Source organism: Xanthobacter lutulentifluminis, assembly GCF_043194675.2.
GTDB lineage: Bacteria > Pseudomonadota > Alphaproteobacteria > Rhizobiales > Xanthobacteraceae > Xanthobacter.
In genome coordinates, this window is the sequence record NZ_CM195525.1 from 3496944 (window position 1) to 3511871 (window position 14928).

Here is a 14928-nt window from a genome sequence, read left to right on the forward strand (position 1 = left end):
GACCTGCGTCAAGGGCGGACGGGTTCCGGCGTCGCTGTCCGCCTGGCGGACGCTCCCGCCGGCTTCATTGCTGGCGGGGACCCGCTCTGAGATCAGTCTCTCCCACCAACGGCCAGACAACACGGGGGGGAACCCATGCCCGAGGCAGCCGGCGCAGCCGAGGATCAGTTCGACGTCGTCATCGTTGGCCTCGGCCCCGTTGGGGCGACGCTCGCCAACCTGCTCGGCCTCCAGGGGGTCTCCACTCTCGTCCTTGAACGCGAGACCGAAGCCTACCATCTGCCGCGCGCAGTGCACTTCGATGACGAGGTGATGCGCGTGTTCCAGACCATCGGCCTCGCCGACGCGATCACCCCCTGCACCCGCATCAATCCCGGCATGCGCTTCGTGGACGCGCAAGGCGCGCTGCTGATGGACTGGCCGCGCCCGCGGGACGTGAGCCCCCTCGGCTGGCACGCCAGCTACCGCTTCCACCAGCCCGATCTGGAGCGGATCCTGCGCGACGGGCTGAAGCGCTTTGCCTGCGTCGAGGTGCAGACGCGCTGCGACGCCTTCGCCTTCGAGGAGCAGGGCGACGCCATCACCGTGCGGTACGAGGCGCTCGACACCGGCCGGCTGCGCCAGGCCCGCGCGCGCTACGTGGTGGGATGCGACGGCGCGCGCTCGCTGGTGCGCCGCTTCATCGGCTCGTCCATGGACGACCTCGGCTTCCATGAGCGCTGGCTGGTGGTGGATGTGGTGCTCAAGCGGCCGAAGCCGGCGCTGGGCGACCACACGATCCAGTATTGCGATCCGGCCCGCCCGGCCACCTATGTGCGTGGCCCGGGCGACCGCCGGCGCTGGGAGATCACCGTCCTTGCGGACGAGGACAGCCGTGCGATGGTGCATCCGCAGAAGGTCTGGTCCCTGCTCGCGGCGTGGCTTGCCCCGGATGACGCCGAGCTGGAGCGCGCCGCGGTCTACACCTTCCATTCTGCGGTCGCCCGTCAGTGGCGCTCCGGCCGGCTGCTGCTCGCCGGCGATGCCGCCCACCAGACCCCGCCTTTCATGGGCCAGGGCATGTGCTCCGGCATCCGCGACGCGGCCAACCTCGCCTGGAAGCTGGCGCTGGTGGTGCAGGGCCGCGCCGGCGATGGCCTGCTCGACACCTACCAGAGCGAGCGTGCGCCTGACGCGCGCGCCTACATCGAGACGGCGGTGCGCCTCGGTGGGCTCATCAATACCTGCGGCACCGAAGCCGCGCTGAGCGCCGCCTTCCGCGATGCGGACGGCGTGGTGCGGCTGCGCAGCCGGGTGCCGCGGCTGGGGCCGGGGATCGCCATCGGCCGGTCGGACCTCGCCGGCAGCCGCATGGCCCAGCCCCGGCTCGGCGACGGGCGACGCATCGACGATGCGGCGGGCTATGCCTTTGCCCTGCTGGCCAGCGATCGCCTGTGGCGCAGCGCGGGCGAAAGCGTGCGCAAGCGCTTCGAGGAGGCCGGCATCCCTGTCGTCACCGAGGCCGATTGCCCGGATCTCGCCGGCCTGCTCGGCGATGCCGGGGTGCCGGCCCTCCTCATCCGCCCGGATCGCTACGTCGCCGGCGCCGCCGCAGACGAAGGCGAGCTCGCCGCCCTGGCGGACTGGATCGCGCCCTACCAGCCGCGGCGCGCCTCCGCCGCCTGATCCCGGTTCCAGAAGACCTCACCACCAAGAAGACGCTCAAGGAAAAGGTTTGCCCCGATGAAGCTTGCTTCCTTCACCCATGCCGGCCGCGCCGCTTACGGTCTCGTGACCGACGCCGGGATCGTCGACCTCGCCCGCCGGTTCCCGGACGCCCCCACGTTGCGGGCCTTCATCGCCGGCGGGCTCGACCGGGCGGCGGCCTTCGCCCAGGCGCCGGCCGATGTTGCGCTGGCGGACGTGGTGCTCGCGCCCGTCATTCCGGACCCGGACAAGATCGTGTGCGTGGGCCTCAACTACCATGACCACGTGAACGAGACCGGCCGAACCGTCACCCCGCATCCCATGCTGTTCGCGCGCTATCCGGGAAGCCAGGTCGGTGCCGGCGCGGCGCTGGTGAAGCCGCTGGAATCCGACGAGTTCGACTATGAGGGCGAGCTCGCCGTCATCATCGGCAAGGCCGGGCGGCGCATCCGCGAAGCCGATGCCCTGTCCCATGTCGCCGGCTACGCCTGCTACAACGATGCCAGCGTGCGCGACTGGCAGCGCCACACCAGCCAGTTCATGGCCGGGAAGACGTTCGCCTCCACCGGCGCCTTCGGTCCCTGGATGGTGACCGCCGACGAGATCGGCGATCCCACCCGTCTGACCCTCGCCACCCGCCTCAACGGCCAGGAGGTGCAGCACACCACCGTTGACCTCATGATCACGCCGATCCCCACCTTGATCGCCTACGCTTCCACCATCCTGCCGCTGTTGCCGGGCGATGTGATCGTCTCCGGCACGCCCGGCGGGGTGGGCGCGCGGCGCACGCCGAAATTGTTCATGAAGGACGGTGACGTGGTGGAGGTCGAGGTGAGCGCGATCGGCGTGCTGCGCAACCCCATCGTCGCCGAAGTGGCCTGAGGGCAGGCCCGCAGGTCTCTTTCCGCAGGGGACATTCCGGCGCATGTCGTGCCCCGCTGGGCACGACATGCGCATGATGTATACCATGCGGACCAAACCGGATCATCTTGGACAGGCCGAGGATTGGCTCTGATCATGGGCCCGCGACTGGCGGACGAGCGCACGGCAATGCAGGACCGCAGCGACAGCGTGCGTGCGCTGCGCCGCGGGCTCGCCGTGCTGCGCTACATCAACTCGGTCGGCAGCACCGGCGCCGCGGCCATCGCGCGCGCCCTGGATATCCCCCGGCCCACCGTCTACCGGCTTTTGCAGACCCTGGAAGAGGAAGGCTACATCGCCTTCTCCGCCTCCTCCACGCAGGTGCGGGTCACCCGCCTCGCCGCCAGCCTCGGTGACAGCTATGCCGCGCATTCCCGCATATGCCAGGCGGCGGGCCCGGTGCTGGGCGAATATGGCCCGCGTCTGGTCTGGCCGCTCGACCTGACGGTCTATGAGAATGCGGCCATGGTGATCCACGAAACCACGCACACGCGCAGCCCCCTCTCCATCGACCGCGGCATGATCGGCTACCGCCTGCCCATGCTGCGCACCTCCGCCGGCCGGGCCTATCTCGCCTTCTGCCGGGAGGAGCAGCGCACGATGATCCTGGACCATCTGCGTCGCATCGACGACCCGGAGGACCGCCCTTTCCTCGATGGGGCGTGGCTTGCACGCATGATCGAGGAGACCCGGCGGCGCATGATCGCCGTGCGCGACGGCGGCGAGTTCAGGCCGAAGACATCCAGCATCGCCGTTCCCGTCATGATCGGCGATCACGTCGAGGCGGTGGTGTCGATGATCTGGATCCGGTCGGCGCTTTCCCTGGCGGATGCCCTGTCGGCCCATTCCGAGGCGTTGCGCAACATTGCGGATGCAATTGCCTTGAAGGCATCCGCACACCACCGCGAGCTGCCGTAAACGCGCTGGCCTTGTCGCGGGCAGGGCGTTGCCTTCCCGGCCCGAGCCACTGCCGCAACTTCTCCCTTGCGCGGGTCTGCGCCGCGCCGCCGGCCTTCGGAGCCACAGCCCTTTCGTCGAGCGCTCGGGCATCTTCCGGTGGTGTTCCCGATGGGGCGCGGCGCATCCGGCGCTGCCAGCAGGTCGCCCACGGCATCCAGACCGCGAAACCTGCACGCTGCACGTCGGTCCACGACAGGATGCTTGTGTCCTGCTGCCGGTCATTCCGGCACAGGCGTGACGGAACGCCTACGGGCGGTCGAAGAAGGGGCGGTCGATGGCAAGCGGCCATGGACTTGGTCCAAGGATCAAGCTTCGTTGCGGGCATCGAACCTGAGCAGGATGGCCGTCCGGCGACGGGCGCCCTGTCGCCCGGTTGGGCGCTCCCTTCGCTCGATAAATGAGTGGGGTGACCGACCAATATACCCGCTCGTGTGGACGAGCATCGGACAGGGAGAGGTCTGGCGGAAGGTTATGGAAACGGACATTTTGGCGAGCATCCGGCGACAAACATCGTCTTGACACCTCTTGTCTGCAGCCATATTGAATAGGTCGTACGACCAACTTAAAAACGGAAGCGCCAAGGGCTTGAGGAACATGAGCAACACGAAGAAGGTCGAATTCAAGAGCGGGGACTTCACCCTCAGTGGCATCCTGATTTTGCCTGAGGCTGCAGCGGGTCCGGTGCCGATTGTCGTGATGGGGGGCGGTTGGTGCTACGTTAAAGAAATCGTCATGCCGCACTATGCCAAGGGCATCCTGGCTGCCGGCGCGGCTGTTCTCATGTTCGACTATCGCAACTTCGGCGAGAGCAGCGGCACCCGTCGCCAGCACATCGATCCATGGGAGCAGATTGAGGATTTCCGGAACGCCGTAACCTATGTGGAAACCCTGCCGGAGATCGACCCGCGCCGCATCGGTGTCTGGGGCATCTCCTATGCCGGCGGACACGTCATCGCGGTCGCGGCGATCGACAGCCGTGTCAAGCTTGCCGTGTCCAATATCCCGGTGGTCGACGGCTTCGAGACCATGCGCCGGACCCATGGGTCGATCCGCTTCAACGACCTCGAGGAACTGTTGCTGGAAGATCGTCGCGCCCGAGCCAAGGGCGAAGACGGTCGCATGCCGATGTCCTCCTTGACGCCCCCGACGGAACTCTCGACCTGGCCTTTCCCGACGATCCACACCGTGTTCAACCAGATCAAGGAGCGGGAAGCTCCCAACCACGAGCACTGGAGCACGGTGGAGAGCACCGAGTTGCTGCTGAGCTACGACGTTGGGCCTTTCGCCCGGCGCATCTACGACAAGCCGATCATGTTCGTGATCGCGGAAGGTGACGAAATCACGCTTTGGGATTTGGAGATCGCCACCTACCATTCTGTGCCCTCCGCGAAGAAGGAGCTGGCGGTGATCCCGAAGGTCTCGCACATGAGCCTTTACTCCCAGCAGGATCACCTGTCCCGCGCGGGAGCGCAGGCGTCCGCCTTTATCAAGAAGCACCTCGTCGACGTTGCTTGATGAGATCGCGGCGGAGGCCTTGTGCCTTCGGGTTTCCGCCGCGTGGCAACATACGGCCAGGACCAGGCCCGGTGCGCGTCGATGCACGGCGATCTCGGCGAAAGAGGGGGCATGTGCGTGCCATCGTGATCGTCGATGCAGCACGCACGGCCATCGGCACCTTCGGAAGAACGTCTCCCGATCCCAACTCGCGACGAGAGCGGCAAAGGCAGCTCTTGCCGGTAGCGGCGTTGCGGTGGAGGAAGCGGGGTACGTGGCCGCAGGAAATGCGCTCCCGACCGAGCCTGGGGACACCTGTCTCAGCCGGATGGTGGCGATCTATTCGGGCTGCCGAAGACGGTTCCTGCCTTCAATGCAAGCGATCTTCCGTGAAGATCTGCGCACGGCGCCAAGAATCGACAAAAGAGGGATGGAAACATGCGAGCAAAAATCTGCGCCACCGCGCTTGCCGTAATCATGGCTTGCGCCTCGTCCTCTCCAGGACGGGCCCAAGAGTGGCCCTTCAAGCTCAAGATCGGCGTGCTGACGGATCTTTCCGGCAGCTTTGCGGATTTCGCCGGCAAGGGTTCGGTGGTGGCCACGCAAATGGCGGTGGATGACTGCCTGAAGGCTGAATGCAAGGGCATGCAGATCGAGGTGGTCTCCGCGGACCACCAAAACAAGGCAGATGTGGCCGTTGGCATAGCCCGCAGGTGGGTGGACACTGAAAACGTGGATGTGCTCGGCGACGTCGTGAATGCGGCCGTGCAACTGGCGATCCAGTCCCTGGCCAAGGAACGGCAGACTTTCGCGGTGCTGTTTCCCGGCGGAACAGCACGCCTGACCAATGAGGACTGCTCTCCCAACACCTCAGTGCAATGGATGTGGGACACGTACAGCCAGGTGGCGGGCGCGGTGAAGCCGCTGGCCAAGCCGGGTACCAAATGGTTCTTCCTGGCCTCCGACTATGCCTTCGGCCATTCCCTCCAGAAGGACGGGACGGAGATCATCAACGCGCAGGGCGCCCAGGTGGTCGGCGCGGTCCGGCACCCCTTCCAGGCCAGCGACTTCTCCTCCTTTCTTCTGCAGGCACAGGGGGCGGGCGCAAATTATGTCGCCTTCGCCAATGCCGGTGCGGACGCCACCACCTCGATCCGTCAGGCGGCGGAATTCGGCCTGCAGTCCGGTGGGCAGAAGCCTGTTGCCTTGTTCCTGACCCTGCAGGATGTGAAGGCCCTCGGGCTCAAGGCTGCCGCAGGCACGCAACTCACCGAGAGCTTCTACTGGAACTATGATGACCGGACCCGGCGCTGGTCGGCCCGGTTCGGCCAGGCCTTCGGCGGCGGGAGGATGCCTTCCATCAGCCACGCCGGCGCCTATTCCGCAACGCTGCACTATCTGAAGGCGGTTGCCGCGACCCGCTCGAAGGATCCGAAGACGGTGATCGCGAAGATGCGCGACATTCCGATCGAGGACGACATCGTCCGCAACGCGACACTGCGGCCGGACGGCCGGCTGGTTCACGATACCTACCTGCTGCAGGTGAAGACGCAGGCGCAATCGACGTCGGAATGGGATGTCTACAACATCCTGCAGGTCATTCCCGGCCAAGAGGCCTTTCGCCCACTTTCCGAGAGCGCCTGTCCTGCGGTGAAGAAGCCGGGCTGATCCACCACAAGGCAGGCCGCGTAGCCCGCCTGCAGTGTGCAGCCATTGAACCCTCCCTTGCCTCGCCCGTCCGGCGGGGCTTTCTTTTTCAGGAGGTCCGCGACCTCCGCCAATGAGTCATACGTCCAACTCAATGTTGATGCATGGGATCGATGTGGAGGCTTGTGGGCATGCAGGCGATGCGACATCCTCCTTTCATCAGCGCCCGTGCGCGTGCGACGTGAGAGAAGAGTGAAAAAGAAGCCCGTACCTGACGCCCCCGCGCCAACTCGCGATCGCATTCTGGCCGCCGCTGAAAATCTCTTCGCCGAACACGGCTATGACGCCACGTCCCTGCGGGACATCGCGATGCTGGCAGAGACGCGGATCGGGTTGGTTTCGTACCATTTTTCGACCAAGGAAGCCTTGTACGAGACGATCATCGAGCGGCGATCATCAGAAGTGGGTCAGCGCCGGCTGGATTTTCTGGGGCAGGAAAGACGGAAGTACGCACCAGGCCCGATTCCCGTTTCGCGTATTATCTATGCGTATTGCTGGCCATTCCTTCAGCTCTCGCATGCCGCCGGGCCAGAATGGAAGAGTTACACGAAGATCATCTCGAGCGTGGCAAACTCACCGCGCTGGACGTCTCTCATCAGCGCCTATTACGATCCGGTGGCGTCCGTGTTCCTCGGAGAGCTCCACCGCACCTTGCCGGCGAGCTCACGCGATCACCTGACGGCCGGCTTCACCTTCATGGTAAGTGCCATGCTTGGGATCGCCGCAGAGACCGGTCGCGCCAACAATCTCTCCGACGGCGCGCTTCAATCGACCGAGATTGAGCGCATCTTCAGCATCATGTTGCCGTTCGTGTCGGCCGGTTTCGAGGCGATCGGCGTCGCGGAAGAGATCGAGAGCCGCAAGCGCTGACTTCTCGCGTGCGGACCGGGGGGGCCTTGAGCTTTGGGAGAGCCGATCGAACTGGGTCAGGTCCGAGAGGATTTGGTCCAGGTCCGATAGGCACTGCTGGAAGAATAGCCCGGGCCGTGGGGAAGCGCTTGCCGGCAGCCTGCTCCGGGAATTCCGGAAGGAGCCGCTTTTGCGATTTTTCCTGGAGACAATATGGAGACAAGAGCCGCCAACCCGGCCGCTCTCTCCATCAAAAATGACACGCCGTGCGCGGCATGCCATTGATTTTCTTAGGAGAAACTGGAGCGGGCGAAGGGATTCGAACCCTCGACCCCAACCTTGGCAAAATTGGGGACAGGGTTTTCTGGGGTTTTCCTCAGTTGGACTGACTTGTAAAAGTCAATATTATTCAGTGAGTTATTGATACTCGCCTTTCTGACATGGTATGAGATTTTCCGTCAAGGTGGTCACCAGGTGGTCACCAATTTCGATGGTGTCGGCCGATCGAAAGGCACGGAAATGACGAAGGAAAATGCCGTAAGGCTTACAAAAAAGGTAGTCGATGGCATCGTCTCGAACGATGAGCGTCGTTTCGTTTGGGATAGTGAGCTATCCGGGTTTGGTGTCCGAGCAGACCCCAGCGGATCAAAGACGTTCATCATCAGATACCGCGCCAATGGCGGCGGGCGGAACGCTCCCAAGCGGTTTCAGACGGTCGGCCGCTATGGAAATTTGACCGTCGACGAGGCACGCAAGAAGGCGAAGATTCTGCTCGGCGCAGCCGCGAAAGGTGAGGATCCTGCCGGCGAGCTTCAGACAAAGCGTCGCGAAATGCTGATGGCCGAGCTGGTCGACCTTTATGACGAAGAAGGCTGCTTCGTTCAGCGCGGCATTCGGCAGGGCGAGCCCATGAAGCCCCGCACCAAGGCTTACACGATCGCGCGTCTACGACACCATGTTGTGCCGCTGCTCGGACGAAAGCGTGTGTCGGAGGTTGGCGCGGGCGAGATCGAACGCTTCGTGCGGGATGTGACCAACGGCAAGACCGCCAAGGATGAGAAAATCGGGTTCCGCAAACGCATCATCGTTCGCGGCGGCGAGGGAGCCGCACGGAAGGTCGTAAAGGATCTCTCCGCCGTTTTTAGCTTTGCTGTGCGGCGCAAGATCGTGTCTTCCAATCCTTGCGACATCGCTGCTGTGAAAAAAACCGACAACAGGCGCGATAGGTATTTGACGCTCGAGGAGATCGGCCGTCTCGGCAGGGCATTCGACGCGCTGGAACAGGAGGGCGTCAACGCCAAAGCATTGAACATTGCACGCCTGTGGGCATTGACCGGCTGTCGTCGCGACGAGATTGCCGCGCTGCGATGGAATGAGGTGAGTTTCGAGCACGGCCTTCTCGTTTTGGACGACAGCAAGACTGGAAAGTCCATTCGGCCGCTTGGCGCGGCTGCAATCGTGCTGCTGCGTGGCATGACAAGGAAGCCGGGTTCCGACTTCGTATTCCCGGCGGAACGGGGAGATGGCCATTTTCAGGGAACAAAGGGCGTTTGGACTAAGGTTGTCGCGAAAGCGGAACTACCTGGCGTTACCCCCCATACGCTGAGGCATACGATGGGGTCCACCGCCGTCTCCTATGGCGAGGGTTTGCCCCTGACAGGAGCCATCCTTGGCCATGCTAATGCACGCTCGACGGCTATCTACGCGCATGTGCAACATGATCCTTCGCGTCGTGCGGCTACTCGGATTTCGGGAAAGATTGCTGAGGCACTGGCGGGAAAGAACGAGACACCGGCTCAGAGCGGGCAATCGGGTGCATATGAACACCAGACCATAGAAAGTGAAGTTGCCTAGCCTGGTTGTCATGGCGCTTCTCCTTTCGCTGGCTGTTTCCTCGCGTCCAGCTTCCGATCGAAGCTGCGCATGACGCTCCTCACCGAAAGAAGACGTATTTCGTGAGGGCAGCGATCACCAGCACCAAGACGAGGATGCCGATCAGGCCGGCAAGGCCCATGCCCCATCCCATGGATCCCATCATGTCGTGCATCATTGGAACCTCCTCTCATTTGGCGGCAGCCTTGAGGCCGGCTGGCCCCTGTTCGATTGCCCTCTCGTCGGCGGTGACGGTCCGCGGCAACCGCCAGCCTTTGATCAGTCCATAGACAGCGGGGATCACGACCAGCGTCAGCACCGTCGACGACACCATGCCGCCTATCATCGGCACCGCAATGCGTTGCATCACTTCCGAGCCCGTGCCGGTGCTCCACAGGATCGGGACGAGCCCGGCCGTAATGGCGATGACCGTCATCATCTTCGGCCGGACGCGCTCTACAGCTCCGAGCATGATCGCCTGGTAGAGGTCGGTCCGGGTGAAAGGCCGCCCTTCCGCCACCCGCTCGGCCTTCAGCTCCGCCATCGCCTGTTCGAGATAGATCAGCATGATGACGCCGGTCTCGGCGGCGACGCCGGCAAGCGCGATGAAGCCGACCGCCACGGCAACAGACATGTTGAAGCCGAGCCACCACATCAGCCAGATGCCGCCGACCAGCGCGAAGGGCAGCGATAGCATGACGATGAGCGTTTCCGTCAGGGCCCGGAAGTTGAGGTAAAGCAGCAGGAAAATGACCAGCAGCGTCACCGGCACGACGATCTTCAGCCGCGCTTCGGCGCGCTGCAGATATTCGAACTGGCCGCTCCACGAGACGTAGGTTCCGGGCGGCAGCTTGACCTCGTTCGCCACCGCCGCTTGAGCCTCCGCGACATAGCCGCCAAGGTCGCGGCCGGCGATATCGACGAAGACATAGACCGCGAGCTGGCCGTTCTCGGTGCGGATCGAGGTCGCGCCGCGCGTCAGCTCGACCTTGGCGACTTCGCCGAGCGGCACCGTGCCGCCGCCCGGCAGCGGCACCTGCACGTCGCGGGCGATCGATTGCGGATCGCTCCGGAAGTCGCGCGGATAGCGGATGGTCACGCCATAGCGCTCGCGCCCCTCCACCGTGGTCGTCACCGTCTCGGCCCCGAGCGCGGTCGCGATCACGCTCTGGACGTCGCCGACGGCCAGGCCGTAGCGGCCGAGCGTTTCCCGGTCCGGCACGATGTCGAGATAGTAGCCGCCGATCACCCGCTCGGCATAGGCGCTGGACGTGCCCCGCACGGACCGCAGCACCCGCTCGATCTCGCGGGCACTCTGTTCCATCTGGCTGAGATCGGTGCCGAACACCTTGACGCCGACCGGCGTACGAATGCCGGTGGCAAGCATGTCGATGCGAGCGCGGATCGGCATCGTCCAGGCATTGGAGACACCTGGGAACTGCAACGCCTGGTCCATCTCGGCCTTCAGGCTGTCGATGGTGACGCCGGGCCGCCATTCGCTCTTCGGCTTCAGATTGATGATGGTCTCGAACATCTCGGTCGGGGCCGGATCGGTCGCGGTCAATGCTCGCCCCGCTTTGCCATAGACCGAGGCCACCTCCGGGAAGCTCTTGATGATCCGGTCCTGCACCTGCAGTAGCTCGGCGGCCTTGGTGATGGAGATACCCGGCAAGGTGGTCGGCATATACATCAACGTGCCTTCGTCGAGATTCGGCATGAACTCCGAACCGAGCTGGCGCGCCGGCCAGAGCGTCACCCCGAGCACGATGAGGGCGATGAGGATGGTGAGCGTCTTCGCCTTGAGCACGCCGCTTATGACCGGCCGGTAGACCCAGATCAGGAAGCGGTTGATCGGGTTCCTGTGCTCCGGGATGATCCGGCCGCGCACGAAGACGACCATCAAAGCCGGCACCAGCGTCACCGACAGAAGGGCCGAGGCTGCCATGGCGAAGGTCTTGGTGAAGGCGAGCGGGCCGAACATCCGGCCTTCCTGCGATTCCAGCGTGAAGATCGGCAGGAAGGAGACGGTGATGACGAGCAGGCTGAAGAACAGCGCCGGACCGACCTGGCTCGCCGCCTCGATCAGGATCTCGACCCGCGGCTTGTCCGGTGACGCGCGCTCCAGATGCTTGTGGGCGTTCTCGATCATCACGATGGCGGCGTCGATCATGGCGCCCACCGCGATGGCGATGCCGCCCAGGCTCATGATGTTGGAGCCGAGCCCGATCGCCTTCATCGCCGCGAACGCCATCAATATGCCGACCGGCAGCATCAGGATCGCGACCAACGCGCTGCGCAGATGCAGCAGGAACACCACGCAGACCAGCGCGACGATGATGCTCTCCTCGATCAGCGTCCCCTTCAGCGTCTCGATCGCCCGGTCGATCAATCCGGAGCGATCATAGACCGGGACGATCTCGGCGCCTTTCGGCAGGCTGGAGGCGATCTCGGCGAGCCGTGCCTTGACGTTCTCGATCACCGTCAACGCATTGGCGCCGAAGCGCTGCAGCACGATGCCGCTGGCGACTTCGCCCTCGCCATTGAGCTCGGTGATGCCGCGCCGCTCGTCCGGTCCGATCTCGACGCGGGCGACATCCTTCACCCGCAGCGACACGCCGCGGTCGGTCTTCAGCACCACGTTCTCGATATCGGCGACGCTGCGGAGATAGCCCCTGCCGCGCACCATGAACTCGAACTCGGAGAGCTCGACGGTGCGCCCGCCGACATCGGTGTTGCTCGCCTTTACGGCGTCGCGCACCTTGTCGAGCGGGATGCCCAGCGCCCGCAGCCGGTTCGGATCGACCACGATCGAATATTGCTTCACGAAGCCGCCGACGCTGGCGACCTCGGCAACGCCCTCCGCCTTGGAGGCGCCGAAGCGGATCACCCAATCCTGCAGCGAGCGCAGCTCGGCAAGCGTCATCTCCTTGGCGACGACGGCGTATTGGTAGATCCAGCCGACACCGGTCGCATCCGGCCCGAGGGTCGGGGTGACGCCCGCCGGCAGGCGCTGCGCGGCGGCGTTGAGATATTCCAGCACGCGGCTCCGTGCCCAATAAGGATCGGTGCCATCCTCGAAGATCACATAGACGAAGGAGACGCCGAAGAAGGAGAAGCCGCGCACCACCTTCGATTTCGGCACTGTCAGCATGGACGTGGTGAGCGGATAGGTGACCTGGTCCTCGACCACCTGCGGGGCCTGGCCGGGATAGTCGGTGTAGACGATCACCTGCACGTCGGAGAGGTCGGGGATGGCGTCGAGCGGCAGCGTCTTCAGTGCATAAAGCCCGGCAGCGACGGCGAAGGCCGTACCGACAAAAACCAGCACGAGGTTGCGGGCGGACCAGCCGATGAGGCGGGCGATCATGGCTGTGCCTTCGCAGGTGTCAGGCCGCGCAGCGCCGCCTTCAGATTACTCTCGGCGTCGATCAGGAAATTAGCCGCGACCACGACTCGGTCGCCCTCGGCGAGGCCGTCGCGGATCTCGGTGAAGCCTTCGCCGCGCAAGCCGATCTTCACCGCGCGCGGCTCGAACCGGCCTTCGCCGCGGTCGAGGATCACCACTTGCCTTGTGCCGGTGTCGATGACGGCGTCGTCCGGCACGGCGACGACTGGAGCGGCAGCGCCGGTGCCGATCTCTACCTCGGCGTACATGTTGGGCAGCAGCGCGCCGTCGGGATTGGCGATCTCGATCCGCACTTTTGTGGCCCGCGTGGCTTCGCCGACCTGCGGGTAGATCAGCGACACGCGGCCACTGAGGCTGCGTCCCGGTAGGCTCCGCACCCCTATCGTGACCGGCGCGCCAAGCCGAACGGCCCCAAGATCGAACTCCGGCACATCCGCCAGCACCCAAATGGTCGAGATGTCGGCAAGGCGGAACAGCACATCGCCCGGCGCCGCTTTCATACCGTCGACGACATTGCGTTCGAGCACGATGCCATCGCTCGGCGCCCGCCAGATCATCGACAGCGGCACCTTGCGGGTGCGCTCAATGTCGGCGATCGCCTCGGGCGGGAGGCCGAGATTCTCCAGGCGTTGGCGGGCGCCTCCGAGAGCGCTATCGCGGCCGCCGCTATTGAGATCGGTGAGGAGTTGGGCGCCGGCGGTGGCGATATCCGGCGCATAGATCCGGAGCAGCATCTGGCCCTTCGTCACCCGGTCGCCCGTGGTGACGTCCGCCACCTCGTTGATGAAAGCGTCGCTCCGCGTTGCAACCACGGAGACGCGCCGCTCGTCGAGCTGGACCATTCCCGGCACCCGCACCAGCCTGCCGACGACACGCCGCCCGACCAGCTCCGAACGCACGCCCGTCCGCTGCAGCTTGCCGAGCGAGACCTTCACGACCGTACCGTCGTCGTCCTCGCCCTCGTGGACGGGGATGTAGTCCATCCCCATCGAGTCCTTCTTCGGCACCGGCGAGGTATCCGGCAGACCCATTGGATTGCGGTAGTAGAGGACGCGCCGCGGGCTCGCCACCTCGGCCATCACTGGCGGCTTGTCCTCGAAGCTCACGTCCTCGCCGGCGCGAACGGCGCGGAATGCCCGGCCGTCCTCGGTCTGGCGCGGGGTCGCCGAATAGGCGGGCTTGCCGTCGGGATCCTGATAATAGATCACGGTTCCCGTGCCGGTCGGTTCGGCCACCGCCGGAATGCCTGCGGCATCGAACAACTCGCGAAGGCCGGGCGCGGGTAGACCCCGAACGCCGGCCCAATAGCCTCCGACCCCCGCCGCCGATATGGCGGCGAGGGCGAGGCCCGTAAGGGCGATCCGTTTCATGGCGTGGCCTTGAGGACCAGCTTGTTCTCGATCGTGCCGGTCTCACCCTGGATCTTGGCGCCGAGCGAAAGGCGCCAGCCGCCAGCCATCATCAGATTGGCCTTGAAGCGATAGACACCCGGCTCGGTCGACGGGAGAGCCTCGATCGGCGCTACCATCGTCTCCATGCCGTCAGGCGCCATGTCGATTCGGGTCGCGAAGATCACCGCGTCGGGAACCGCCTTGCCGGATCGTTTGTCGACGAGCCGGACAGCGACGATGGCGCCGTTGCCCTGCTTGATGTCCGTCTGAACGAGCCGGAACTCGTAGTCCGTGATGTCGGCACGCGCCGTCGAGAGGGCCGCCACGGAAAGCGCGGCCGCGAGCGCCGCCACAGCGGCGCGCTTCATAGAAGAAGTTGTCATGGTCTGAAAATCCCAGATTGATCGGAGCACCGTGCGCATGGCCCGGCGTTGCGCGGCCTACGGCCACGCGCTCTCGGCCGCCCGAGTCTCGCTGGGGCGGCACGAACCGGCGCGCAAACGCCGGCGATGTTCTAGGTTCGCGGAGGTCGAGCCGGAGGCTCTATCGAGAGTGCATCGCCCATGGCGTCACTGCCGGGGCGGATGGCATCGCCCTCGGCCCGCAGAACGAAAGCCAGGCTTGAGAGCATCGGCCCGACCG

Annotated in this window: 10 protein-coding genes; 7 read left to right on the top strand and 3 right to left on the bottom strand. The window is 64.9% G+C overall.

The genetic code is table 11. The features are described from left to right. Positions 1-135: 135 nt before the first annotated feature. The 7 genes from mhpA (at position 136) to V5F49_RS16105 (ending at position 9471) form a co-directional block, all read left to right on the top strand. The gene (gene mhpA, locus V5F49_RS16075; protein ID WP_394117600.1) at positions 136-1665 is read left to right on the top strand and encodes a bifunctional 3-(3-hydroxy-phenyl)propionate/3-hydroxycinnamic acid hydroxylase MhpA; all 1530 of its coding nucleotides are present in this window, start codon (positions 136-138) and stop codon (positions 1663-1665) included. A gap of 57 nt (positions 1666-1722) precedes the next feature. Further along, complete coding sequence (locus tag V5F49_RS16080; RefSeq protein ID WP_394117599.1) at positions 1723-2568, top strand: fumarylacetoacetate hydrolase family protein; 846 nt, start codon at positions 1723-1725, stop codon at positions 2566-2568. A gap of 135 nt (positions 2569-2703) precedes the next feature. Further along, positions 2704-3525: a DNA-binding transcriptional regulator gene (locus V5F49_RS16085; protein ID WP_394117657.1), complete on the top strand. Its 822-nt coding sequence runs from the start codon at positions 2704-2706 to the stop codon at positions 3523-3525. A gap of 636 nt (positions 3526-4161) precedes the next feature. Next, the gene (locus tag V5F49_RS16090) at positions 4162-5082 is read left to right on the top strand and encodes an alpha/beta hydrolase (protein ID WP_394117598.1); all 921 of its coding nucleotides are present in this window, start codon (positions 4162-4164) and stop codon (positions 5080-5082) included. A gap of 417 nt (positions 5083-5499) precedes the next feature. Further along, positions 5500-6729, top strand: coding sequence for an ABC transporter substrate-binding protein (locus tag V5F49_RS16095; protein ID WP_394117597.1), 1230 nt, complete (start codon positions 5500-5502; stop codon positions 6727-6729). Positions 6730-6960: 231 nt separating this feature from the next. Continuing rightward, a complete protein-coding gene (locus tag V5F49_RS16100; RefSeq protein ID WP_394117596.1) occupies positions 6961-7638 on the top strand; it encodes a TetR/AcrR family transcriptional regulator in 678 nt (225 codons plus the stop codon). A gap of 453 nt (positions 7639-8091) precedes the next feature. After that, positions 8092-9471: a tyrosine-type recombinase/integrase gene (locus tag V5F49_RS16105; protein WP_238123036.1), complete on the top strand. Its 1380-nt coding sequence runs from the start codon at positions 8092-8094 to the stop codon at positions 9469-9471. A 208-nt stretch (positions 9472-9679) separates the two neighbouring features. Here the strand turns inward: V5F49_RS16105 and V5F49_RS16110 are convergent, their stop codons facing one another. From V5F49_RS16110 to V5F49_RS16120, 3 genes are read right to left on the bottom strand one after another with little or no spacing between them, the layout of a single operon-like run. After that, positions 9680-12856, bottom strand: a complete 3177-nt coding sequence (locus V5F49_RS16110; protein ID WP_183856791.1) for an efflux RND transporter permease subunit — start codon at positions 12854-12856, stop codon at positions 9680-9682. Beyond that, the gene (locus V5F49_RS16115; protein WP_183856789.1) at positions 12853-14265 is read right to left on the bottom strand and encodes an efflux RND transporter periplasmic adaptor subunit; all 1413 of its coding nucleotides are present in this window, start codon (positions 14263-14265) and stop codon (positions 12853-12855) included. The genes V5F49_RS16110 and V5F49_RS16115 overlap by 4 nt, the downstream gene beginning before the upstream one ends. Beyond that, positions 14262-14669, bottom strand: a complete 408-nt coding sequence (locus V5F49_RS16120) for a FixH family protein (protein ID WP_183856989.1) — start codon at positions 14667-14669, stop codon at positions 14262-14264. Before V5F49_RS16120 ends, V5F49_RS16115 begins: the two co-directional genes overlap by 4 nt. Between the last annotated feature and the right edge of the window lie 259 nt (positions 14670-14928).

Excerpts from the sequence above, each read along its gene's own strand:
- V5F49_RS16080 (WP_394117599.1), top strand. The coding sequence starts at position 1,723 with ATGAAGCTTGCTTCCTTCACCCATGCCGGCCGCGCCGCTTACGGTCTC.
- V5F49_RS16110 (WP_183856791.1), bottom strand. The coding sequence starts at position 12,856 with ATGATCGCCCGCCTCATCGGCTGGTCCGCCCGCAACCTCGTGCTGGTT.
- V5F49_RS16095 (WP_394117597.1), top strand. The coding sequence starts at position 5,500 with ATGCGAGCAAAAATCTGCGCCACCGCGCTTGCCGTAATCATGGCTTGC.
- V5F49_RS16085 (WP_394117657.1), top strand. The coding sequence starts at position 2,704 with ATGGGCCCGCGACTGGCGGACGAGCGCACGGCAATGCAGGACCGCAGC.
- mhpA (WP_394117600.1), top strand. The coding sequence starts at position 136 with ATGCCCGAGGCAGCCGGCGCAGCCGAGGATCAGTTCGACGTCGTCATC.
- V5F49_RS16120 (WP_183856989.1), bottom strand. The coding sequence starts at position 14,669 with ATGACAACTTCTTCTATGAAGCGCGCCGCTGTGGCGGCGCTCGCGGCC.
- V5F49_RS16115 (WP_183856789.1), bottom strand. The coding sequence starts at position 14,265 with ATGAAACGGATCGCCCTTACGGGCCTCGCCCTCGCCGCCATATCGGCG.
- V5F49_RS16090 (WP_394117598.1), top strand. The coding sequence starts at position 4,162 with ATGAGCAACACGAAGAAGGTCGAATTCAAGAGCGGGGACTTCACCCTC.